21 protein-coding genes are annotated in these 24,454 nt (G+C 38.1%); 8 read left to right on the top strand and 13 right to left on the bottom strand.

The genetic code is table 11. The features are described 5' to 3' along the window. Positions 1-56: 56 nt before the first annotated feature. Together ACQCT5_RS01775 and ACQCT5_RS01770 are read right to left on the bottom strand one after the other, a co-directional pair. Positions 57-503: an NUDIX domain-containing protein gene (locus ACQCT5_RS01775; RefSeq protein ID WP_499638411.1), complete on the bottom strand. Its 447-nt coding sequence runs from the start codon at positions 501-503 to the stop codon at positions 57-59. Between the two features lie 219 nt (positions 504-722). Next, positions 723-1,040 carry a hypothetical protein gene (locus ACQCT5_RS01770; RefSeq protein WP_499638409.1) on the bottom strand — a complete coding sequence of 106 codons (318 nt, stop codon included), beginning with the start codon at positions 1,038-1,040 and terminating at the stop codon, positions 723-725. Positions 1,041-1,376: 336 nt separating this feature from the next. Between ACQCT5_RS01770 and ACQCT5_RS01765 the strand changes: the two genes are divergently transcribed. Together ACQCT5_RS01765 and ACQCT5_RS01760 are read left to right on the top strand one after the other, a co-directional pair. Continuing rightward, positions 1,377-2,183, top strand: coding sequence for a DUF4397 domain-containing protein (locus ACQCT5_RS01765; RefSeq protein ID WP_499638407.1), 807 nt, complete (start codon positions 1,377-1,379; stop codon positions 2,181-2,183). Then, complete coding sequence (locus tag ACQCT5_RS01760; RefSeq protein ID WP_499638405.1) at positions 2,167-2,832, top strand: class F sortase; 666 nt, start codon at positions 2,167-2,169, stop codon at positions 2,830-2,832. Before ACQCT5_RS01765 ends, ACQCT5_RS01760 begins: the two co-directional genes overlap by 17 nt. A 33-nt stretch (positions 2,833-2,865) precedes the next feature. On the opposite strand, the gene ACQCT5_RS01755 is transcribed toward ACQCT5_RS01760, so the two are convergent. Continuing rightward, on the bottom strand, positions 2,866-3,426 hold the full coding sequence (locus ACQCT5_RS01755; RefSeq protein ID WP_499638403.1) for a hypothetical protein: 561 nt from the start codon (positions 3,424-3,426) through the stop codon (positions 2,866-2,868). A 243-nt stretch (positions 3,427-3,669) separates the two neighbouring features. On the opposite strand from ACQCT5_RS01755, the gene mreBH reads away from it, so the two are divergent. Beyond that, on the top strand, positions 3,670-4,677 hold the full coding sequence (gene mreBH, locus ACQCT5_RS01750) for a rod-share determining protein MreBH (RefSeq protein ID WP_499638401.1): 1,008 nt from the start codon (positions 3,670-3,672) through the stop codon (positions 4,675-4,677). Positions 4,678-4,789: 112 nt separating this feature from the next. Here the strand turns inward: mreBH and ACQCT5_RS01745 are convergent, their stop codons facing one another. Together ACQCT5_RS01745 and ACQCT5_RS01740 are read right to left on the bottom strand one after the other, a co-directional pair. Further along, positions 4,790-5,545: an AAA family ATPase gene (locus ACQCT5_RS01745; RefSeq protein WP_499638400.1), complete on the bottom strand. Its 756-nt coding sequence runs from the start codon at positions 5,543-5,545 to the stop codon at positions 4,790-4,792. Positions 5,546-5,629: 84 nt separating this feature from the next. Continuing rightward, the gene (locus tag ACQCT5_RS01740; RefSeq protein WP_499638399.1) at positions 5,630-6,448 is read right to left on the bottom strand and encodes a helix-turn-helix domain-containing protein; all 819 of its coding nucleotides are present in this window, start codon (positions 6,446-6,448) and stop codon (positions 5,630-5,632) included. A gap of 215 nt (positions 6,449-6,663) precedes the next feature. Here ACQCT5_RS01740 and ACQCT5_RS01735 point away from each other — a divergent pair, with 215 nt between their 5' ends. Together ACQCT5_RS01735 and ACQCT5_RS01730 are read left to right on the top strand one after the other, a co-directional pair. Then, entirely contained in the window at positions 6,664-7,092 is a 429-nt protein-coding gene (locus ACQCT5_RS01735) for an SRPBCC family protein (RefSeq protein WP_499638397.1), read from the top strand. Positions 7,093-7,146: 54 nt separating this feature from the next. Beyond that, positions 7,147-7,350, top strand: a complete 204-nt coding sequence (locus tag ACQCT5_RS01730; RefSeq protein ID WP_499638395.1) for a hypothetical protein — start codon at positions 7,147-7,149, stop codon at positions 7,348-7,350. A gap of 355 nt (positions 7,351-7,705) precedes the next feature. Here the strand turns inward: ACQCT5_RS01730 and ACQCT5_RS01725 are convergent, their stop codons facing one another. From ACQCT5_RS01725 to ACQCT5_RS01710, 4 genes are all read right to left on the bottom strand, one after another. After that, positions 7,706-8,956 (bottom strand): helix-turn-helix domain-containing protein, encoded by a 1,251-nt coding sequence (locus tag ACQCT5_RS01725; RefSeq protein WP_499638393.1) that lies wholly within the window; start codon positions 8,954-8,956, stop codon positions 7,706-7,708. Between the two features lie 252 nt (positions 8,957-9,208). Next, positions 9,209-13,450: a S8 family serine peptidase gene (locus ACQCT5_RS01720; RefSeq protein ID WP_499638392.1), complete on the bottom strand. Its 4,242-nt coding sequence runs from the start codon at positions 13,448-13,450 to the stop codon at positions 9,209-9,211. An 889-nt stretch (positions 13,451-14,339) separates the two neighbouring features. Then, positions 14,340-14,888, bottom strand: coding sequence for a hypothetical protein (locus ACQCT5_RS01715; RefSeq protein ID WP_499638390.1), 549 nt, complete (start codon positions 14,886-14,888; stop codon positions 14,340-14,342). Between the two features lie 5 nt (positions 14,889-14,893). After that, a complete protein-coding gene (locus tag ACQCT5_RS01710; RefSeq protein WP_499638388.1) occupies positions 14,894-15,049 on the bottom strand; it encodes a hypothetical protein in 156 nt (51 codons plus the stop codon). A 736-nt stretch (positions 15,050-15,785) separates the two neighbouring features. Here ACQCT5_RS01710 and ACQCT5_RS01705 point away from each other — a divergent pair. The 3 genes from ACQCT5_RS01705 to ACQCT5_RS01695 are packed head-to-tail and all read left to right on the top strand — an operon-like array spanning position 15,786 to position 19,479. Then, positions 15,786-17,288: a spore germination protein gene (locus tag ACQCT5_RS01705; RefSeq protein ID WP_499638386.1), complete on the top strand. Its 1,503-nt coding sequence runs from the start codon at positions 15,786-15,788 to the stop codon at positions 17,286-17,288. Then, the gene (locus tag ACQCT5_RS01700) at positions 17,273-18,376 is read left to right on the top strand and encodes a GerAB/ArcD/ProY family transporter (protein ID WP_499638384.1); all 1,104 of its coding nucleotides are present in this window, start codon (positions 17,273-17,275) and stop codon (positions 18,374-18,376) included. The genes ACQCT5_RS01705 and ACQCT5_RS01700 overlap by 16 nt, the downstream gene beginning before the upstream one ends. Then, positions 18,373-19,479 (top strand): Ger(x)C family spore germination protein, encoded by a 1,107-nt coding sequence (locus ACQCT5_RS01695; RefSeq protein WP_499638382.1) that lies wholly within the window; start codon positions 18,373-18,375, stop codon positions 19,477-19,479. Before ACQCT5_RS01700 ends, ACQCT5_RS01695 begins: the two co-directional genes overlap by 4 nt. Before the next feature lie 159 nt (positions 19,480-19,638). Here ACQCT5_RS01695 and ACQCT5_RS01690 read toward each other — a convergent pair whose 3' ends face one another. The 4 genes from ACQCT5_RS01690 to ACQCT5_RS01675 all read right to left on the bottom strand — a co-directional run bounded on the left by ACQCT5_RS01690 (position 19,639) and on the right by ACQCT5_RS01675 (position 24,450). After that, on the bottom strand, positions 19,639-20,358 hold the full coding sequence (locus ACQCT5_RS01690; RefSeq protein WP_499638380.1) for a YebC/PmpR family DNA-binding transcriptional regulator: 720 nt from the start codon (positions 20,356-20,358) through the stop codon (positions 19,639-19,641). Between the two features lie 177 nt (positions 20,359-20,535). After that, positions 20,536-21,624, bottom strand: coding sequence for a nitric oxide synthase oxygenase (locus tag ACQCT5_RS01685; RefSeq protein ID WP_499638378.1), 1,089 nt, complete (start codon positions 21,622-21,624; stop codon positions 20,536-20,538). A gap of 401 nt (positions 21,625-22,025) precedes the next feature. Further along, positions 22,026-23,357 (bottom strand): polysaccharide biosynthesis protein, encoded by a 1,332-nt coding sequence (locus ACQCT5_RS01680; RefSeq protein ID WP_499638376.1) that lies wholly within the window; start codon positions 23,355-23,357, stop codon positions 22,026-22,028. A 91-nt stretch (positions 23,358-23,448) separates the two neighbouring features. Beyond that, on the bottom strand, positions 23,449-24,450 hold the full coding sequence (locus ACQCT5_RS01675) for a phosphotransferase enzyme family protein (protein ID WP_499638374.1): 1,002 nt from the start codon (positions 24,448-24,450) through the stop codon (positions 23,449-23,451). Positions 24,451-24,454: the final 4 nt, after the last annotated feature.

The following is a 24,454-nucleotide window of genomic DNA, read 5'->3' as shown; positions in this document are numbered from 1 at the left end:
TTTATGTCGAAACACCTTTTCGAAGCACCTTTTAACCGTATGCTCATGCGGTCCGATTACCGCACAAATGCTTCTCTTCGGTCGGAGAATGCATCAACAAGCCATCTTGGGTGCATGGGAAGTAGGTCATGTGGCAGTCTGTTCGGTGCAAAGTAGTCGATTTCGATTAGTGCTTTGTTCTTCTTTTCTGTGGTTCCACCTGTTATCTCGGCTTCGAAGTAGGAGGTGACAAACTGTACCAGTCTTCCATCTGGATATTCGAATGTCTGGGATTCAGGATCGGAATATACCCCGATAAGACGGTGCGGATCGACAATTAATCCGGTGTCCTCATATACCTCGCGCACGGCTGCCTCCTCAACCGTTTCTCCAGGCATCACATGTCCGGCAGGGATGGTCCATAGCCCGACATCCGCTCTTTTTTGAAGCAGTATTCTCTTTTGCTTATCGAAAATTATCACTGCAACCGCAGGATACATATTGATTGGTTTTTGCTTATTCATAGGAATACTCCTAACACAACGTTTTTACAATAGTCTATCGCGGTCCCCATCTACTTTCAACGGAAACCACCTACCCTTTTGAAAAATAGTTCATATTTACAAGAGAAATATTCCAAATTATGCATTTAACTGGTCTAAACCTACCCATTTTCTTATGTACCCCCATAAAAGGTGCAGGAGCATTAACCTTTTCAACAAAAGGAAAAACCAGCGTGCTTTTTACACCCGCTGGTTCAATCCGTTCATTGTCTTGATCTCCTCTTTTGTTGTTTCCGTTCCCAGTTCATAGATTGACACAAAGATCTTGTCCATGATCAGCTGCTGCTTGTTTCGATGCTCCTGGGTGCTTTTTTCATTCAACGGGGCTTGAAAGCCATCAAAACTGTATTCGGAACGATTCAACTCGTCGAACAGTACTTCAAGTTCCCTTATCTCTTCATTAGTTGCCAGTACTTCATAATATTTCACCTGGTCATCGAATGGTTCACGGTGTATCTTACCGGTTTCCATCGTGACATAATATAGATACTTATCCATTGTTATTTCCCTCCAGATTCCAAATCCGAGTATCGGTTATTGTGTTCTTGGAGTCTTTTTTCTTTCTTTGAAATATTTATAGCCTTCCTTTGCCAGAATCGGCAACACTGCAATGAATACTCTTCGAAATAATCTTCCCATGAATATCGCCTCCTAAGCTTTATACCGTATATCTACCCCCGCCCCTGATAAATAAAACAAAATCCGGGATTAGGTTTTCCACTGAGCACATTCGAGCACATCAATAGTTTGAATTCAAAATAGTTACATGGTATACATTAGTTATACAGTTAGTGAACACACACTGTACAAAAACAAAACAAGGGAGAGATTGAATTGAAAAAGTTTCGTTTGTTGATTGCAAGTATTGTTAGTATTTTTGCATTTTCGTTGTTAAGTAGTTTTGCAAGTGCAGATGACCATGCAATGGTTCGAATCATCCATGCTTCCCCAGATGCTCCGGCAGTTGACGTTTTTGTAAATGGTGATGCTATTGTGGAAAATGCTTCTTTTAAAGCTGCTACAGATTATATGAATTTGCCGGCAGGTACACACAAAGTTGAAATTTATGCGACAGGAACAATGGGAGAAGCAGATCCGGTCATTGCAACCGACTTGACTGTGGAAGCAGGAATGTCCTACACAGTTGCCGCTATCAACAACGTGGCAAACCTGGAACTTTCCGTTACAACCGATAACAACATGGTAGAGGAAGGAAAGGCGAAAATCCGTGTAGGTCACTTCTCCCCTGATGCCCCCGCAGTAAATGTAGGACTGATTGGCGGGGATGATGTATTCTCCGGAGCGGAATTTAAGGCTGTGACAGATTATATGGCTTTGGATGCTGGATCCTATGACTTGGAAGTTCGCACTGCAGATGGCGGTCAGCAGGTTTTAGACCTTTCCGGCACGGAACTTGAAGCCAACAAAGTATATTCCGTTTATGCAATAAATACAGTGGATAGCATTGAGGTATTAGTATTGGTGGACAACACGATGATGCCAAGCGAAATGCCGCAGACTGGTATGGGCGGCGCATCTGCTTCTGCTTCTGAAGGAATCAATACTTGGTCAGCAATCGGAGCACTCTTATTGGTGGGAGCTGCAGTCATTGGGGTTCGTCGCTTTGCAGCGCAGAAATAAGCTGATTCTTCCCTTCTTTGTACTAGCAATTCTTATCGGGTGTCAGACCCCCGAAAATTCTAGTGCCCCTACACCGGAGCAGGAGCAGCCCTCCTCGGCTCCGGTGGAAAAGAAGGAAGAGACTACCGTAAATAATCCACAAGTCGAGATCAATAGCTCCGAAGGCACCTTCTCTTCAAAAAGGCCGAAAGTCGCACAGGTTACCGTTACCCCTATTCAATTGCGTATTCCAGCCATAAATGTGGATGCTCCCATAAACCCGCAAGGACTAACGGAAAACGGGGAAATGGAAGTCCCGGATGATGGAGAAACGATTGGATGGTATGAGCCAGGGACGAAGCCTGGAGGAATGGGTAATGCAGTACTGGTAGGGCATGTAGATGATTACACAGGTCCCGCCATATTTTTTAATCTAAAAAAACTAGAAGTCGGAGATGAGATTCTAGTAGACGGAGAGAACGGGGAAACCCTGACATTTGTTGTAAGAGATAAGCAGGCGTATCCATATGACAATGCTCCGATAAGGCAGATATTTGGCCCAAGCAGCAAAAAACAGTTGAATCTGATAACCTGTACAGGCTTGTACAACCGTTCCACCAATAACCATGAAGAGCGGCTTGTTGTCTACACAGAGCTTAAAGAAAGCTAAAAGCACCCGACACTTATTGCGTTTTGGGTGCTTTTAGTATGTTTTAAAATAGAAACGGATGGTTCCATCCTCTAATAGCTCATAGTTGATTTCTGCTTGATCCATCGCTGCAATCAAACTGTTTTTCTCTTTTTCCTCCAACAGATCAATTCTCGCAAACTTTTCTTCTGCAGCCTTACGGGAACGGTTCCCAAGAGAATATCCGTAAACTGCAGCATACCTTTCTGCCAATATGGCATTCATTGAGTCCTTATGTTCAAGGAACTCCCGGGGCGCCTCCAGCCCTTTGCCTTCTGCCATTCTTTGTTTAAGGGATTCCAGGTCTTCATCCACTAACGTAAAACTGTTATTCTCCCCGTTCGCATACATCATTAAAGATTCAGTAAGCAGTTCCGTTTCCTTGAGAAGCCTATCGGAAGTTGAGAGGTATTCACTGATCCTTTTTTCCTTGTTTACTGAGATCCCATCATAGAATAGTAGGAAGGTTAATGCCCCAATGATTAATGTACAGGCTATTAAGAAGTAGGTGATCATTCGATCCAAGGAAAAGTACTCTTCCTCGGTATTTTCCTCTATTTTTCTTTTAAAAGACATAGGCCCGATTCCCCGCTGTTTTTTCTCTAATATACCATAAAATGACTATATTTCCCACTAAAGGGTATACATCTAGGTGGAAGGAGTGAAAAATCAAGTAAATAGAATAGCCTACTATTCTTCTTTATTTTAACAACAAGTATATTACCATATTATTCTATTACTTTTACCCCCACAAAACGACATATTTCTTAGAACGTATATAAGAGACCTAAACTAAAAGAATGATTGGGTGAAGTGACTATGTTTTCAACAACGGAAATTGGTATTGACTTAGGTACAGCGAATACGCTGGTTTACAGTAAATCTAAAGGGATTGTGTTCAATGAACCGTCCGTAGTGGCAATTGATCTAGAAACTAAGGCTGTTCTTGCAGTAGGAACAGAAGCAAAGAATATGATTGGTAAAACTCCTGGCAGAATCGTTGCCGTTCGACCTTTAAAAGATGGTGTAATTGCAGATTTCGACATCACTACAAGCATGCTTAAACAAATCATGAAACAAGCAGGAAAAGCGATGGGCTTCTCCATCCGCAAACCAAGTGTGGTAGTTTGTACACCGTCCGGCTCAACATCGGTGGAACGTAGAGCAATCCAGGATGCCGTGAAAAATTGCGGCGCAAAACATGTTCATCTGATTGAAGAGCCGGTAGCAGCTGCAATCGGTGCTGATCTTCCTGTGGACGAGCCAGTGGCAAACGTGGTTGTCGACATCGGCGGAGGTACAACGGAAGTTGCGATCATCTCCTACGGTGGCGTGGTTTCCTGTAACTCCATTCGTGTAGGTGGCGACCAGTTTGACGAGGATATCGTTCATCACGTTCGCAAAAATTACAACCTTCTAATCGGGGAGCGTACAGCTGAGCAGATCAAGATGACCATCGGCTATGCATTGGTCGAGCATGAAGAATTGACCATGGAAATCCGTGGCCGTGACCTTGTAACAGGTTTACCGAAAACGATTGAATTGCATTCTACTGAAATTCAAAAATCCATCAGAGAATCTCTGCTCCACATCCTTGAAGCAATCCGTGCCACATTGGAAGATTGCCCACCGGAACTGAGTGGAGATATCGTTGACAGAGGTGTCATCATCACTGGTGGCGGGGCATTGTTGAATGGCATGCAGGAATGGTTGAGCAACGAGATTGTCGTTCCTGTTTATATAGCTCCAAATCCTTTGGAATCCGTAGCAATTGGCACAGGGAAATCCTTGACGTTCCTTCATAAGCTGCAGAAGGCTGCGACTTAATTTTATTGAAAAGAGAAAAGAGCCTGTCCCCAGAACCAATCAGTTGTTTAGACTGGACTAAGGGGATAGGCTCTTTTTATTTAGTTACGGAAGCTTCTCCACTCCCTATCTATTATTGAAATAGATGGTACAGTAGCCGTTCCTTATTTTCAAAAAACTGTTTCATAACCGAATAGTGATTTGTGTCCTCCAATAATGATTCTTGCATGCCACCTTCTGTAATTTCAAAAATAGACGCATGTGGATAGGCCATGATAATAGGTGAATGCGTAGAAATGATAAATTGCGAGCCTTGATTCACAAGCTCATTTATCCTGGCGAGCATGGACATCTGTCTTAGCGGGGATAAAGCTGCTTCCGGTTCATCGAGAATATAGAGACCATTACCTTGGAATCGCTCCATGAATGCAGCAAAAAACGATTCGCCATGTGATTGTTCATGCAGTGACTTCCCGCCAAAGGAATCAATAATCCTGCGGCCCCCTGACGCTTCTTTATCCAATTCATCTATGTTGGTTGCTACATTATAGAAAGTTTCGGCCCTAAAGAAAAAATGATCCCTAGCCCTATTTACCCCTTTTTTTAAACGAAGATAGTCATCCAAATCAGAATGGGAGTCATAGCTTGAGAAATTAAAATTCAGTGTGCCTCCTTCCGGATTAAATCCAAAAGCAATGGCAATTCCCTCCAATAAGGTGGATTTTCCTATGCCGTTTTCACCAATGATATATGTGACATTAGGATGAAACTTTAACTCTTCGAAATTCCGGATAAGAGGAAGATTTAGTGGAAAAGATTCATAGTTGGTTATATGATCTCTCTTAAGATTGACTGCCTTGATGTATTGGGACTCCTCATTCAGCTTCACAGATATTCACCTCGGTTTGCAGAGCGAAATAGAGGGGGGCTGGCCCTCTCTGTTTTTTTATACGGCTTTCCGGAACGTTAGCATTTAGACCTCATATTCTCCAGGTCGTTTTCCTGTTTCTACATATTTCTTTAAAAACACTCCAAGTAGCTCCTCCCAACCTTTCCGATGACCCTCTTCCCAACCCGGTTCGATAAGACCAACCGCATGGTGGGAAAGCTTCAATAAAGTAGAAGTTCCCTTCTCTTCTAAAACATATTTATAACTGCTTTGCACAGCTCCTTGCATACCGAGAAGACCTTGCAATCGGATTTCTACCGGCTTTTTTAGATAAGTAACTGTCCCCCATAAAGCCCCTTGACCATTTCCAAAGTCTTCGTAAAACGCTCCTCCAATTTTTGGTTCTAATAAAAGTGGCGCATCTTTGTCTTCTCCTAATCGATATGCCCACCATTCCCCGATTCTTTCAGTTAATGCATCGTATACACTTTCTTTTGGTGCATCAATAAAAATTTCTTGTTCAATTTGAAATGAGCTAATTTCAAACTTATTTTCTTTTTCTACCATGGTCTTACTCCTTTCTTCTTCCTCCAATTTTTCCTTTAAACTTAACAGTGAGGTCGCTGCCTGACCGGCATAAAGGCTAACCCACCTCTGGTACAGTTGCTGCAATGGTACAGCATTTAAATAATTCAACCGGGTTCTTCCTACTTTTCGGGGTACTAACAGTCCGGTTTCTTCTAATACATCGATATGTTTCATAACAGCAAATCTTGTTACTTGAAACTGTTCGCTTAATTCTCCAGTACTCATTGGACGATCTTTAATATAATCCAAAATTTGAATTCTCATAGGATGGCCCAATGCCTTGAAAATATTCGCCAATTTTTCGTTAGTCATCATTTCGGAATATCTGCAAGTCTCCTTTCTCTAACCAATAAAAGTTTCAAAAATAAAACGTGACTAAAATGTAACATATTGTTGACACCATCACAAGAGGATGCTATATTCTTAAATGTGACCATTTGGTAACATTTTATTAAATCACCATGAATGTCCGAATAAAGCTCTACAATAGAGCAAATCATAAAATTAATAGAAGAAAAGAGGAGTAAATAATGATGAACATGCCACATCAAATCACTATCAATGCATCGCCTGAGAAAGTATATGAAGCAATTACCACTTCAGAAGGTTTCAAGGGTTGGTGGACAACAGATGCTAAAGCTGAACCTCAAGTAGGCAGCATTGCTGAATTTGGCTTTTACAATCGTCAAGCTGTATTTCAAATGCATATTGATCAGCTTGAAGAAGGTAAACTGGTTGAATGGACAGCGCAACACGAGATGCCAGGTTGGAAAGGTACAAAAATCCGATTTGAGTTGAATGTTAATGATAACGGAGCGACTATTGTCAACTTTAATCATTCTGGATGGGAGTCCATGGAAGGACCATATGCCATGATTAATACAACGTGGGGAACACTTATGTACATTCTTAAGCACTATGTAGAAGGCAACAAACCGGCTGTCTGGCATAAAGGATAAATAAATTATCGTTTACGCATTAATGAAATAATAATTTTTTACAAGGAGGCTCTTATGGATTATAAATCTAATGCAGAGTTTAATGGTCAATGCGCATTTGCAGTGAGCTTGGGCAAGAAAGACGTTTTGTGCAAAGGAAACCACTATATTGTTCAAAATGGAAAGAAATATCAGTTTTCAAACCCTGTTGCCAAGTTTTTGTGGAAGGTAATTCCGGGAAGCAAAAAGAAAGCAGAATCGAATTGGTCATCCCGATAAATTTGTTTTGAAATTGTCTTGGTCTTCTGTCGTGTGGTTTGAATATTATTTAGACCATAATCGTTGAAAGTCATGATAATAAGGTTCTATGTTAAATGTTGGGGTGAAGTGAATTATACTTCACCCTTCTCCAATATGCGTACCTAGTCTAATATTATACTTATGTGTTAATAGGTATTTTTTCTCGGAAGCGCTCAAACCTTCGTGATCCGAATAATTTTCTCTTCATCGCTTTCGTTTAATTTTCAGCTCAAATTTCTTTACCTGTTACCAGTGAACCAAGACGTTCCATATCATTATCACATTAAACAATACTCTCAAATCAATAAACAAATTATCAGTTGATAAATAAGACCTAGACACCCAATTTATCCTCTTTTTTATCCATAAAAAAATGCGTAGCTATTTCTAAAGCTTTCTCCGTTTCACCATTATTTGTATAAAAATAAAAAAGTTCTTTTTCTGAACGCTGAACCAAATAGATATATCCACATTTTCTAAAGTAAGGTAAGCCTTTTGTAGCTAAATAGCTGAAATACTGATCCTCTTGCCCTTTTATTGAATATAATAAGAGATCAAAAAGGATAATAAACAATTCATTATTCATTTCTTTAGCTTTCTTTATACCCTCATTAGTTAACGCTAATAATTGTTCCCTTGATAATATTTCTCCTTCAAACAAGCTGCGAATATAGCCTTCAAAGGATAGTAAGTATTCAATGGAATTCTTATTCTTTAAGTCACATGACTTTTTATAGAGTTCACTTGCTTTTTGATATTTTTTCCTAATTAAATATTGAAACGCTAAATTATGTAAAAGCTTTGATTTTCTTCTTATTGCATGGAGTATTTCACAGCTTTCAATTAAGCTCTCATATTGTTTTACCGTATTATCAAAATCATGATGCTTATCAAATTGGAGTTGGACTAATAGAAGCATTTCAGTATCAATAATTTTAAGAAAGTTATTACTGTTTTTAAAATAGTGTAATGCTTTATCTGCATAGTAATAACACATAATTTGAGAGTTAATATTATGATAGGCGACAGCAAGGTGATAATAAAATTCAGAGTTATTATACTCGTTATGCGTGATAGTTTTCAGAATATTAATTGCTTTTAAATAATTTCCTTTTGATAAAAAGTACATTCCTTTTACGTGTGTAAATAAGTTCTTCTCATATGTGGATAAATGAACTTCGAATTTCTGCAGATCTTTTATTAGTTCATGTGCTTTCTTATAATTATTATGAGTTAGTTCATACCTAACAGTTTGCAATCTGTATAAATTTTTATATATAGAAATTTCTATTAATGAAGAGTTTTCAAGCTCTTTTTTTATTACTTCAATTTCTTGAAATCCTTCTTTGACCATCACCTCAAGCCAACGGTCTAGAAGCTTTTTTATCTCGTTAAGTTTATCCATTTCCTTTTCAATTTTTATTCCTAAACGGTTTGCTATGAGAGCAATCGTATGCGGAGAGCACTCTGTTAAACCACGTTCAATTTTACTTAAATGAGTTATAGAACAAATTCCACTAACAAGCTGGCCTTGTGTCAGTTTAGCTTTCTCACGATAAAACTTAATGATTTTCCCCTCAATCATCAATAAGTCTCTCCTTCACTAACTTTAATAACAATCTTAATACATCCTTTATTTTAAATCTTTCCTGGTAGATGTGGAAATATTCTTCTGAAAAACTTGAATCAGTGCATTTTGATAGTCAGTCAGAACGCATGTTGCCTAATGATTAAAGCCTCCTCTTGAAAATAGGGCCCCTAAATGGGCCCTATTTCTCATCTTTAAAATTATTAAAGAAACATTTAGCTACTTTCTCTGAATCTAATAACTTAATTATTAATTATTCTCATTTAATAAATCACTTAAACCCAACTCTTCAAGAATATCTTCAAGCGTTTTACCACCTTGTTTTTCTTTTGGAACTGGTGGATTGTCAACCATTTCATTCACACTTAAATAATTTTGGACGATGAATGTCATATCAGCAGCATCAATCGTTCCATCTTGATTAAGATCTGCTTTTAATGGTCTTTTTCCTGGTTTATTGATATGATTTTTTAAGAAAAATGCATCTTTAACATCAATAACCTGGTCGCCGTTTACATCACCAGCTAACTGTAAGCCGGGATAAATTCTTACTTTTTCTCCTATTACTTCACCATTTACAACTTCGCCTACAGTTACCTCAGTGTGTGATTCGAAGTGACCTGGCACTTTCACCACTACTTTATAGGTCTCTTCTGCAGCTGGAATACCATGAATTTCAAATTCTGATTTAGATGATTCTACCAGATCACCTTTATATTTTTCCCCCTTTGGTGAAATTGCGGTAATTTCAACACCTTTATCATGTAAATCTACATTTACCCATCCTTCCTCATGAAGGAATGCTTCAGGTCCTAAATATCCCCAGATAACAGAATGCTTAGGTACTATTTCAAGCTTTTCTGTAATAAAGCCCGGAACTTGTACTGATCCCTCTTCTCCTGATTTAAGATATTTAGCTTCTGTAAAATTAATAGAAGAAACATAATCATAAAACTCGTCATTGATGACCTTAAAGGTAACATCCAGAATAGACATATTGCCATTTACTCCTTCTATTGAATCCCCTTCTAAAAATGCACTAACAGGGATTTGACTCTCCCATAAATCGTGATTGATTTCCCCAACTTCTACTCTAGTGCTCAATTTCTTATCTTCTGCGAATTTTTTCAACTCAGGATTAACTTTGGCAACGACAAACTCATAAAAAGAATTTTGGTAACTAAGTTTGAATTCTCCGCCAATTAACTCTTCCACATTTTTCATCGTTAATGTAACAGTTATTTCATCATCCAAGTACAGTTCATGTTTATCAAGATTAGCCGTAGCATACTTTTCGCCTTTTCCTATGAAGTAATATTTATGCATACCGCCTCCTTGATCTCCTGCTGTAGCAGCATCAAACCCATAGAAACCAAAGTCAACGTATTGACCGTTTGCTACTTCTTCAGGAGTAACACCAAACTTAAAGCTTCCGTCCGATTCAGGAGTAAAATAATGAGTCGGCCATCCCCACCCTTTACTGTCATAGCCCACTACAGTATTTAATCCTTGGTCAACAGGGCTAAATTGCCCATCCACATTATTTCTTATTTCCTTTAAACCTTTTTCTTTCATTAAATCGACGTTTGAATCATATACCATACCTTTAAACCAATTGATTCCTTTTTCATCATTCTCGTTATACTCAATTTCATAAACGCCAGGCTCTTGTTCCATCATTATTTCCGGTACTTGATTATCTATAAATACATAATCTGTCGAGTTAAACATTTCATCATCTTCATTCACACCAATGATTTCAAGTTCATAGGCTCCATCAGGTGCTACCACCATCTCTTCATTTATCGGATTTTCTTCATCTCCAGTAAATGGGTAGTATGCTCCACCACCAAAAACAAATGGCACTAAAAAGTCAACGCCCAGATTTTCATTTAAAAATTCTGGATTGAATGAGCCTAGATAACCTAAACATTCACCTGTATCTCCATCTTTGACTACTAAATCCATGGTTTCCATCGGACTTCTTAATCCTACATATAAAAAAGTTGCTGGGACACTCATATGTGCATGGTATTTACTGCTGTCCGAAGCAAATGCAGGTCGATCGACTGAATAGTTAATTCCTCTATCAGCTACGATTATGGAGAAAGGAATTTGATATTTCTCGTGTTCATTATTAACATTTGTAAAATGAATATATCCTTCATATGTTCCAGACTTTGCGTCTGATGGCACTTCTATACTTGGAGTAAATTCAACTTTACTGTTTGCTTCTATAGACATAGAATCATTTACTTTAATTGCAACGTCATTGGTTTTTCCATTATTTGCACCAGAAATATCAGAAGACAATAGTTCTACACTTACGTTAAAATCTTTCTTTTGATCACTATCATTTTGTAATTCTACTATTCTACTATCTACAGTAGATGAATCTTTTCGTTTGTAATGATATCCATACGCAATCGCTCCCGTAATATCATCAATGACAACTTCATTATAAGATTCATCTAATGATGGCGTTTCATCCATAACTTGAAATTTCACTTCTGAATGAACAGCATGATATGGATCTACTCTGCCGGCACCCACTTCAAATACGCTATAATCTTCACTTAAATCATCTGCGGTATTCATTAATGCCGTTTTCACATCAAATGGTGAATATTCAGGGTTATTTTGTAGTACCAATGCAGCTACACCAGCAGCATATGGTGTTGCCATGGAAGTACCAGACATTCTTTCATAAGCATATTGATAATTAAAAGGATCATCCTTATCGTTTATATAACCTGGAACCGTCGAAAAGATACTAACACCTGGTGCTGTAATCTCAGGCTTTATATCATACGTTTTTAAAGCTGGTCCACGAGAACTGAAGTCAGCTAATTTATCTCCTTCTGTCTTAATCTCGGCGACTTCTTTAAACGAAAACTTCGTCTCTTCTGTCAAACTGTCTTTCAGGCTTTGTCCATCTTCTTTCGTCATTGTGAAAGTAGGAATATGATTGATTCCTTCACCAAAAAAACTCGGAATCACTCCATCAACATTATTCCAAATAATGACTGCACTTGCTCCAGCATTTTTTGCGTTAGCAATTTTCTCATTAAAAGGTAATGTACCGCGTTGAATCAAAGCTAATTTACCAGTAAAATCTTTCCCTTCAAAATCCTCAGCAAAGCCTAATCCTGCATCAATTACGTCAAGTGATATATCAATTAGTTCCGTTATATTATCGTCAAAATGCTTTGCTAGCAACCGTAGATTATATGAGTTTTCCCCCACTTCTCCTTTTGCTGTAGGAATACTAACGGAAACATCACTAGCCCCCACTGTTATTGCTAGAGCTGATGTTCCAGGAGAGCCTAAAGTATAAGCGTCAGAACCATTATTTCCTGCAGCAACAAGAGATACTGTTCCTACTATCATCGCATTATTTAACGCAACAGATGTTGGATATAAAGGATCATTTACACTCGCACCTAGTGAAAGATTAATGATATCCATACCATCTTCAACCGCTTTATCAATACCAGCCAGAACTGAACTTGTATACCCCGATCCATATGGTCCTAACACACGATAAGCATATAAATCGACACCATTCGCTACACCTGTCACCTTATGTTCTGAATCAGCTTTACCTTGTCCAGCAATAATACCTGATACATGCGTTCCATGTGATGTCCAATATGGAACCCCATTCCATGTTTCTGGCCAAGCAGAATGATCTAGATTTTGCCACTCTCCATAGGTAGCCTCCATTGGGTCAGCATCATTATCTACAAAGTCATATCCACCTTTATAGACATCCTTTAGATCTGGATGATTATAATCAAGTCCAGTATCAAGAACACCCACTTTAACCCCTTTACCTGTTATTCCTTCATCATGTAGACCATCCACTCCCAAAAAAGGAATACTATCATTCATCAATGGAGAAATGGATGATTCCTTTTCTTCTACAGGCAGATCTAGCTGTACCTTTTGGTCAACCCAGACTGCTTTAACTTCTGTTAATTCAATGAGCTCCATTACCTCTTTTGCTGGTAATGTCATAGCAACACCGTTAAACGCATTTTTATATTCCTTATTAATCTTATTAATTTTAGGTGATTTTGATTTGTTCATTTTATCTTTAAAATCTTTATGGGATTTTTCTACTTTTTTCTTTGCCTCGTTAAGTCCTAGAGCTTTAGCCTTTTTACCTTTAGCTTGCTCTTTTGCCACTTGCACTTCTGCAGGGTCTACTTGAAACTGAACGATTATATCCAACTCTTCTTCATTATTTAGATTTACATCAGATGAAATACGTAATTTCGCTGCTTCTTCTGAATATAAGTTATGCAGCTTTGACCTTTGCTTTTCTGTTAAATTTTTCAAGAGACCTTCAACGTCAGAGATCTTTGCATGTTCATTTGAAGCCGGTTTCAAATAATCTAACCCTATTGCAAATGAGCTTATTGGAGATATAAATAAACTAAAAATTAATACTAATGATATTAATGCCTTCAGAATAGTTGACTTCACGTTTCTAATCCCCCTTTAATCTTTTAACCAATTTTCTATTGCATGTTTTCCCTTTCTCTCTTTTTGAACAGTAGAGAGAGCTCTATTTAAACTAGGTAGCTTGAACTATTCTTTTTTTCATTAAACAGCCCCTTTTCCAATTTTTAGAAAAGTCTAACTTCTTCTCTTTTTGAATAGTAGCATGGTGTCTATTAAGCAGTAAATCGGGGTTTTTGCATGCAGAACGTCCTGATTCGCACACTATTTATAGTGATATATAATCATTATTTCAGCTCTATCTATACATAATTAGTCAAAAAGACTCTACCAAGTGGTTCATGATTTTGGGTAATTGAAATATTTCCCACTAAATGAAGGGTCTTATGTTAATGGTCATCTAACCCAAAAACAAAAATATTACATCAATATAATAATTCAGGCTACATATGTAAAAGGAGTATTTTCTCAATCATTACAGATCAAGCAATTCTTCAAGAAGGTGCAGAATAGGGAAACGCTATTAAAAATAGATTCGAGGTGAAAAAATTGAAGTTGAAGGCGTGATGATACTGTATTAAACCTAGAAAAGAAAATTCCATTTCCTATAGCGATTCAACTTTTTAATCACCCCTTCCACCTATTAGTGAAAAAACAATATTTGTATGTCACACAACAATTTTTAAAAAAGAAAAGGATAGATGAACAGGGGAATATTCCTGCATTCATCTATCCTTTTGGTACTACAAATTTTCTGTTGACCATTTTTTATATCGATACAAAGTTTTTGTGGAAGGTTATGCCTGTTAGAAAAAGAAAGCCGAATCAAATTGGTCATCCCGGTAAATTTAATATTAAATTTACCGGGCCTAAGCCTTCGTTGGTTTTCTGCTATAATATTTTTTTTTATTTATTATTGTGACATTCCCCTTTTTGATATTCTTTTATTTAATATTGTTTTAAGTTTTTCAAAAAAGAATACATTCAAAGTCATCACAAAAAAATAGAAGATTATAGAATAAAAAAATTTCCAACTTTTATATGTAAATAAATGAAAGATATATACACCAATAGCCTCAAGTCCACTCAATATAACGACTCCCACTAAAATAAATACTATCTTATTTGGGGATGTTTTTTTGTAAAAATGCATAATAATAAGCACAGTCCCAGGATAAACAATATTCTGAAGGAAAATATCCATAAGTTCTCCACTATTTCTATCTACTGTGTCATAAAAATCATATGGTGGCATAGCCAAAAAATAATCTCCCATTGTCGTCAGTTGCAAATTAAAAAGGGATATACCTATTATTTCTGACCAAAGAAGCTCCCTATTTTTCTTTGTAATGTAGTAGATAGATATAAGAATTATTATTGTAATAGCTATTGTAAACCATTCATTCTCGTCAAAGTTTTTTGGAAGCATTGGCTTAATGGCATTTTCATATATCTCCTTCATATTTATTAAATCACCTTCTCTTTTCTTAGTATTCGAGGTATGATTTCCATGAAGTAAATACTAGAGGACAGTACTATCATTGCAATGACAAAATCCACAGATGGGTACCAAGTTTTACTTTTTGATTCCAATACACCAATAATAAGCAATATTTTATCCATTAATACTCCACCAGCTATCCAAAACAAACAAATTGTAATTTTCAATGATAATTTTTGATTTCCTCTCAATACATACATAACCCACAATAATAATATAGGTAAAATAATTGCATACTGGATTCTTGCTGACCAAAATGGCAAGTGTTTCTCCACTACCCTTAAATGATTATATGGGGAGGATAGTAGATAGAAAAAATTCTGAACGTTGTATGAGGCAAACATGAAGAGAAAAAAGAGTTCTAAAGAATCAAATCTCTTTTTCAGGCGCTTTAAACTGAATAGTAACAGAATTGATATAACTGTCAGGATAATAAAAACAATTAACATATATTTTACTTCCTTTATGAAAATATCTAATAAGGCTATTCTTTTCTTTCGTTCAAAATGTTATTCAGTAAAAATGGTGCTTCCTTGTTCAATTAACTGCGCCGTTAGTTCAAGAAGAATTAAATCAAAAGCAACCATCCATATAAAAACAGCCATTTTTTTAATAGATATATTCTTTTTATTGTGATTACCTATAGCAATAATCAATTCGAATACATCGATTCATTCATTAATTTCGAAAAATACCCAGGCTGTTTATTGCTAAAAGTTAGTTCTGGCGGAGTATTTTCTTTCAATTCCTTAAAGAACAACAAAATAATTTACCTATTTTTATAAAAATATCTTATTTGCATACTCACATGAATAAAGGAAATAATAGGATTTATTAGTAGTCTAAGGGGTAATTAAGATGAAATTTTTTAAAAAAAATTCATTATCACCAGATACAAAAGCAAATAATGAGAACCTGTTAACCACAAATCTAATAGATAATATCGAAAAGATAAAAAAGCATATGTGTCAGACAGAAGATTTGATAATAAATGAAATAAATCACAATAACCAAAAGTCTGTCATTCTCTACATGGAACCGCTAGTCAACAAAGAACTGCTTCAATCCTACATTATTGAACCTATGTTGGAAGGTAATTCTGAAGATATTGTTGCAAATATTAAATCCTACGAGATGAAAAACATCTCTGATATTTCAAATATTTGTAATGGCATCTTGGACGGTTTTTGCATCATCATAAAGGAAAATTGCGCTAATGCCATAATGGCAGCTGTTGCAGGCAGCCAGGAACGTTCTATTCAGGAGCCGGAAAATGAACAGAATATCAAAGGTCCCCGTGATGGATTTGTGGAAAGCATTAGCACTAATATCCAACTAATTAGAAGAAAGGTTAAAAGTCCTTCTCTAAAGGTAAAATATTTTACTATTGGAAACTACACAAATACAAAAGTGGCCATGGTCTATATAGATGACCTTACAAACAGGAAGATCATTGAAGAAGTGGAGAAACGAATATCAACTATCGAAATGGACCAGCTTTTATCAACCGGAAGCTTGGAGGAGTTGATTGAAGATAATCCTTTTACACCTTTTCCTCAAGCTTTAAGTACAGAGAGACCAGACAGAGCTGCCTCTTATTTGACTGAGGGAAAAATCAATTTAATCGTGGATGGAAACCCTAACGTAGCAATTGTTCCGATAACATTCTTTTCTTTTTATCAAGCTCCTGATGATTATAATAGTCGCTGGTTAATCGGGTCATTTTTTCGAGTCATCCGCGTGTTCAGCTTTTTCATTGCGATTAGTTTACCAGCTATATATATCGCCATCGTATCGTTTCATTCTGAAATACTTCCTATCGGTATTCTTTATTCGATAAGAGTTTCACTGGAATTCGTACCATTCCTTCCATTAATAGAAGCTTTTACCATGCAAATCATCTTGGAATTACTAAAGGAAGCAGCTATCCGCCTTCCATCTCCCATTGCTCAAACGATTGGTATTGTTGGGGGGCTTGTCATTGGGACAGCAGTGGTGGAAGCGAATTTAGTATCGAATACGATGATAGTTGTAATTGGTTTTACGGCAATCGCATCATTTGTGGCACCAGTAAATGAAATGGGGACAAGTTCAAGATTACTAGGATTTCCTACAATGGTTGCAGCATCTGTTCTTGGTTTCTTCGGGATTGTTTTTTCACTGATGCTTATATTTATGCATATGTGTAAATTAGAGTCTTTCGGGATGCCATACTTATCCCCTTTGGCACCGTTCAAAAAAGAGGATGTAAAAGATACAATTTTAAGGCTTCCTATATGGAAGCTTAATACGCGACCGACTAACTCAAGACCAAAACGATTAGGTCAGCAAGGATACTCTAGGGTGTGGAAGAAAAAATGATGAATAACTCGATATCTATTTCAAAATCCCAATTGTTTTTTTTCCTGGTTCAGAGCCAACTAGGAATTGGTTTACTCTCTTTACCTAATACCGTTCAGAGTTCAGCTAAAGGTGATGGATGGATTTCAGTCCTACTAGCAGGAGTTTTTGTTCAATTCATTCTCCTCATCTATTGGTTACTTTTAAAACGATTTCCAAATGAAATGTATACTGATATAACGAAAAAAATTTTGGGGCGTTTTTTGGGGAAGCTATGCAATGCTATCATATACCTCTACTTTATTCTTACAGGAAGCTTAGCTCTTGTATTATTTATCAAAGTAATCAATTTATGGTTATTGCCATTAACACCTTCGTGGATTCTTTCATTGCTTATTATAGTTTCTTGTATCTATTTAACATTAAATGATTTAAGAATCATTGCGAGATTTTTTGTCTTAGCTTCCTTTCTAATTTTTTTATTAGTTTTCCTTTCTTTTTTAACTTTTAGCTTGTCGAAGGATTTTACATTCATCCTTCCAATAGGAAACTCAGGAGTAAAGAACATTTTACAGGGTAGTGATAAATCTCTCATCTCTATGTTGGGTTTTGAAGGATTGCTTCTAATATTCCCTTTTATCATGAACAAAGGAAAAGGTGTATTTAAAACCATCTCGGTAGCGAATATTTTCATTACCATTTTATATACATATTTTGTCTTTCTTTGTCTAATAAGTTTTAACCCTGTCCAATTACAAATGATACGAGAGCCTTCTATTTACTTATTCAGATCGCTTTCTTACACGATGATTGACAGAGTTGATTTAATTTTTTTATCCATTTGGATTGTTCCTATGACAACTTCTGTGATAGCTTATTTATTTTTAGCAGCTAAAAGTTTCGGTAAAAAGAAGTTTTATAAAAGGAATGTCATTATCAGTGGTATTATCATTTGGTCCCTTTCACTCGTCCCGTTGAATGAAAAAATGATGAATCTCTTTAGTAAATATGTATCCTATTTAAGTTATTTTATTGTCATAGGACTTCCAGTTATTCTTCTTTGCCTGTCGATAGTTTTCAAGAAAACGGAAAGTAGTGAACGAGCATGAAAAAATGCCTTCTAATTCTTCTTTGTATCGTTTCGATTTTAACAGGATGTTGGGACCAAGAATTATTAGTAAATAAAAAGCTGATTAATGGCTTTAGCCTTGATTTAACAGAGGACGATGAAATACTAGTAACTGCAAGAGCATTAAGTATTCAAAGTAAAGGAGGCGGCCAATATGAAGTTAATGATGAATTGGTTGAGTCTATTCGTCCATCTGTAGCTGGATTAGGAATAGAAATTGACAATAAGTTGCCAGGTACTTTAGACATAAATAAAACTCACATAATCATATTAGGCGAAGATTTCGCAAAGAAAGGAATACATCCTATTCTAGAAGCTATGTATCGCCTTAAAGGTTCGTATATCACAGCAAAAATTGTGATAGGAAAAGGGAAAGGATCTGATATCTTATCAACTGAACCTGAAAAAAGTCCCATCGCATTTGACATACTACAAACACTTAAGTCAGCTGTAAATACCAATGTAGTCCCTGACGAAACAATAATTAGCTCCTGGTCAAAGGTTGTTGATTCAGGTAAGGATACTGTTTTACCATATTTGAAAAGGGATGAGCCTAATAGAATTGAGGTAGATGGGGTTGCTCTCTTCCACGGTGATAAGTTTACCGGGTCTAAATTATCAAAGGAACAAAGCAAGATACTATTACTATTAATGAATGAATTAAAAAAAATCAGCAATTTCGCTATAGTGCTGAATCAAGAAAATAAAGTCCGATCCATCGGATTTACTGTGAAAGGCCTGAAAAGAAACCTTGAGCTTAAAGTAGATAAAAAGTCCCGTCAAATTCGCTGTAGAATAGATTTGAATTTGGATATACAAATTAACACCTATCCACAAGAATTTGATAAAAAAGTGGATATTGAAAAGTTACAAAAAGACCTTTCCGAAGAATTAACAAAAAAAACAAAAAAAGTGACAAATACTCTTTTGGAGGCTAACTGTGATGCTCTAGGAATTGGGAGAAGAATAGCCAGTTTCCATCCAGATTTATGGAAGAAAATCAATTGGGAGGAAGAATATAAAAATGTTCAATTTGAACCAAATGTAAAGGTGAACATTATTAATACAGGACCTATTTTTTAGAGTAGAGGAAAATGTATGCATGCCCTAACTATTGGTTCTTGCTTCCTTTACCACATGATTAATAAAAAATAGAGTATAAAACCCTCTGTTGGTTGGTTTCATACTCTATTTTCTGTATTGATTATATTGTTGCTCCGATGATTGTCTAACTATTAATTATTATTCCCCTAATTCCACATTATGATAAACGCGTTGAACATCCTCGAGGTCCTCCAATGCATCAACCAGCTTCTCGAATTGAGCAACGGAATCTTCCGGAATCTCCACTTCGTTCTGGGCAAGCATCGTCAATTCCGCAACGGTGAATTCCGTGATTCCAGCTTCCTTCAGTGCCGCCTGGATGGCATGGAATTGGTCCGGCTCTGCGTAGATGATGACAGACTCTTCCTCTTCAAAGATGTCACGTGCATCAAGGTCCGCTTCCATCAGAATCTCCATGATGTCGTCTTCCGTTTTGCCTTCGATACCGAAGACTGCAGTATTATCAAACATGTAAGATACGGAGCCACTTACGCCCATGTTCCCGCCATTTTTACCGAATGCAGCACGCACTTCGGAGGCTGTACGGTTTACGTTGTTTGTCAAGGCATCCACGATGATCATGGAGCCGTTCGGACCAAAGCCTTCGTAGCGAAGCTCGTCATAGCTTTCCTCGCCGCCGCCCTTGGCTTTATCAATCGCACGGTCGATGATGTTCTTCGGTACATTGTAGGTCTTCGCACGTTCAAGCACGAATTTCAGCGCCATGTTGGACTCTGGATCCGGCTCGCCCTGCTTTGCCGCTACGTAGATCTCCAAAGCGAATTTCGAATAGACACGGCTTGTGTTGGCATCCTTCGCCGCTTTCTTCTCTTTGATATTGTTCCATTTACGACCCATATATTTCACTCTCTTTCCTGACATTGAATCCTCTAATTCCACTATCCATTATATCAGATATTTTTGGGGAGAAATATTAAAAATAGAAGCATCGATTTAGATGCCCCCTCTGCAGAAATCTATTTACCGCTTTATACAAAAATCCGGTGCCACAATTATTTTCATCTTAATCCTCCTTTAATAGAGCTTCTCTTGATAAAAATAATTCGGAGTAACTATCTTATCCTCGTAGGAATGGTGGAAAATATGTGTCGCAGCTGGGGAAACAGGCGGGATCAGCCACGCCCATTCCCCAGTCACATGCCGGCAGCTCTTCGCTTCCTGCTGTTCAAAATGCTGAAACTGCATCGCTGCGGTATGATGGTCAACGATACTGACCCCCTTCTCCTTAAAGGAATGCAAAACGCCTACATTCAGTTCGATCAGCGCCTTATCCCTCCATAGCGTTGCATTCGTGGTCGTGTTGAGCCCCATGATGCTTGCGACCTTTGGAATCATATTGTACCGGTCTTTATCCGCAAAATTCCGCGCACCAATCTCCGTTTCCATATACCAGCCATTAAAAGGCGCTGCCGTATAGTGAATCCCGCCAATTTCGAGCCGCATGTCGGAAATGAGAGGCGTTCCGTACCATTTCAATTGCAGGTCTTGAAACTGAGGGAGCTCCGGGTGATGAATCGGGACCTCTAACACAATGTCCCTTGGAATCGGAAACAGCTTCGGATCGGCTCCGTCAATCTGCACCACAAGCGGCAGAATATCAAAATGGGTTCGCAGCCCCTCCCAGCCTAGCTCCTCACACACCTTTGTAAAAGCAGTCGATGCCGGATCGCCGATTGTGCCGTGCTCCGTTTCATACCCTGCATACCTTAACAGCTGGTGATTCCAGATTCTTATCTCCTTATCTTCCTTCCTCTCTCTGAAAATAGTAATCGTCGGTCTGATTTTCCCTTTGTTTGTGGCAAAATCGATATGATGAAGGAGTGCTTTCGCTATTGTCTCCTCGTTGTTCAAATGTCTTCTATCGATTACATGAAGCGCATTCCAAAACAGCCGGCCAATACAGCGATTGCTGTTGCGCCAAGCCATTTTCGCCCCATGCTCCAATTCCTCATATGTATGCTCATACGTTCCATAGAGCTGTATACCTTCTTTTACTTCCTGCAACCTGAATGAAAGCTCTTCTGATGACTTTTCAAGCTCGGAGTAGCACTGTTTGATAAATTCCTCCGCCTTTTGAAGGAGTGTTTGCTTATTTTCTGACAAGATGTCCACCTCAAAATAGAATTCCTTGCCCTCTATTGTATACTGATTTGTTTTGGAAAAGAAATAATAGGTATGTGGTAAGTTTTTTCAGTGATTCTGGGCATGTGGCATTATTTCAGAAATCCTTTTTTAAAAGTTAATTTCTCCAAAAAACTTTTCTGCCTTGGTACACAAAGATTCTGCGATCCCCTTAATCAAACGTTGGTTTAAAAATTCCTATTCCGCAAAAGAAAAAAGAGAGAATTCGCCACAAAACACGGCCTTCCTCCCCTTTTTCGAAAACTATCGCGAAAATCCTTTTTTAAAAGTTAATTTCTCCAAAAAACTTTTCTGCCGTGACACACAAGGATTCTGCTTACCTCTTAATCAAACGTTGGTTTAAAAATTCCTATTCTGCGAAACTATCCGATTTTCTGCGGTCCGACATGCTTCAACCAAAGAGTGACCTTTATTTTATGACAGACCGTCAAATAATGCATCATCGTCAGCAGTACAATGCCCGTATTCATCCCAAGTATGACTCCTGTCATGCGCAGCGATTCCATCGAGCCCAATATGAAAATCAAAGCAAAGGAAACCATCGTCGCCCAGATGGAGTGCAAAAAGGCATCTTTTATCAAACCAAGTCCGATCAGGTAGGCCTGCAACGGAATGACAAAGAGGTGAAACAGAAAATATGGCCACAACAGCTGCAAGTATGACGAGGCCTTGGAATATTCGTAAAAGATGTTCGTCAACGGTACGGCAAAATGGTGGAACACCATGACAACCGGGATTCCATAAAGGAATGTGAGTCCCATCACCTGCTGAAGCAGCTTTTGCAGCTTTGGATAATCACCATTTTCATGTGCCGCTGAAACGGTTGGAATCAAGACAATCAAAAGGGAGTGCGCAATAAATCCAGGAAAAAATCCGATTGTCAGGGCTACACCTGCCAACAGTCCGAACTCCTCGAGGGCAATCGTTTCACTGAGTCCCGCCTTTAGCAGCGCCACTTTTATCAAAAATGGCTGTATCGCACTGGTAACTGCATGAAATATCCTCATTCCTGTCGTAGGGATGGATACTTCCAGCAGGCTTTTGCGTACCGACCTGGCATCAAGGCTGGCACTCGGTTGCATCTTCAATTCACGGAACTGCAGTATGTACATGTACATTAGATAGACGCAGACAATCAACTCTGTGAACACCAGGGTGCCGATGGCAATGAGTATCGCAAGCTCCATCGAAAAATGGAAAAAATGATAGACGAGAACAAGCAACACCAGTTGAACCGCCTTTCTCAAAAAGTTTGAGATCGCGATTTTCCCCATATGATGTAGTCCCATAAAGTAGCCCCGCGCAATGGACGAAAACGAGATGATCGGAATCATGAATAGGATCATCCATCTGACCAACGGGTGATACTGGTCGAATACCGAAATGAAAGGAAGAATGACCGCTGCCAGGCAGATGACACTGATCATAAATCCGAATGTCAGCCTCATGGCATGCGATAGCATACTCTTATGGTATTTCTCCTCTTTTGCCGCTACAAATTTGGATATGGAAATCGGCAGCTCCAGGCTCGCAATGACCACCACCAGAAAAATGACAGGCAGTACGGACATATAGAGACCCATGCCCACTTCCCCAAGCTGTTTGGCCAATACCATATTCACGACAAACTCCAGGCTTTCCCCCAAGAAAGCGGCAATGGCAAGCAACAGCACAGCTTTGAAAAACTTATTCATGAACGTTCTCCTCTCTTCATGGAAAAAGGCTTATCCGATGTGACCCATTCTCCATCATATGAGACAAGTTCAAAAATATTGCTACCGGGTGTCAGAGGAATTGCAGAAAATCGATATCGCTATGCGGTTTTTCTTTTAATATGGACTCCCTTAGATGGTGTATCGTATATTCCTGCCACTCCTCTAACGCGTTCAGATTCCATTTCTCCATAAACAATGCATAGAGAAACAGCTCTCTTATTTTCAAAAAAATAGGAATCTGAAGAAGAATATCCTTGTCGACACTATGCTCTTTTTTATATCCAGCCATAAAAGCCCTCATGAAATCTTCTCCAAAGCTCACTGCATCCGGATTGGCGGACGTTCCCTGCCAATAGGCATGATAAAAGCTCACCGCGATGTCATACGCATACCAATGATAGGCGCAGTCATCATAGTCAAAAAGGATGATGTCCTCTCCATCGTAGAAAAAATTCCCTTGATGAAGATCGTTATGGATGAGGCCGTATGTCGTCTCCTTCTTTTCAAAGCCTTGCAGCTTTCTTAGAAGCCTCTTGTATACAGCGCTCATTTCTTTTGATTCCAGACTCTTCCCTAATCCTAGCAGATCGGGATTATCACTGGTCCATGCAGGACGATTTGCTAATTCCAGAGGCTCCTTTGAACTAAGTCGGTGCAGCTTGCCAATCAGCCTTCCCCATTTTTCAAATAAGGTTTCGTTCCAAACAGACATATTGTACACGTCTACCTGTTTCCCCTTGGCCTTTTGGAAGGCAATTATATGATTCTTTTGCGAACTCTCCACGTAGGATTGGTGCACATTTCTGATAGGAGCAGCTACCTTAACGTTATTTTCTTTTAAAAAAAGCAACCACTGCACCTCATCCTCTATTTGCTCCTTTGTTCTCCTGCCAGCATCCGAAACCCTCAATATGTAAGCAGCTTCTCCTTTTTCAAATTGGTAAACTAGATTCTGATACCCCCCGGATAGAAGGTTCAAATCTCCTTGTGCCTCGTACAATTCCATCCATTTATCCACTTTTCTCATTCCTGTTCCTACAAATGTTTTTAATCTCAGTTTAGAACATCCCAATGGT

It is taken from the genome of Sutcliffiella halmapala, from assembly GCF_050107295.1.
GTDB lineage: Bacteria > Bacillota > Bacilli > Bacillales > Bacillaceae_I > Sutcliffiella_A > Sutcliffiella_A halmapala_A.
Note: the sequence above shows the minus strand (reverse complement) of the source record. Positions and strands in the feature narration are given on the sequence as shown.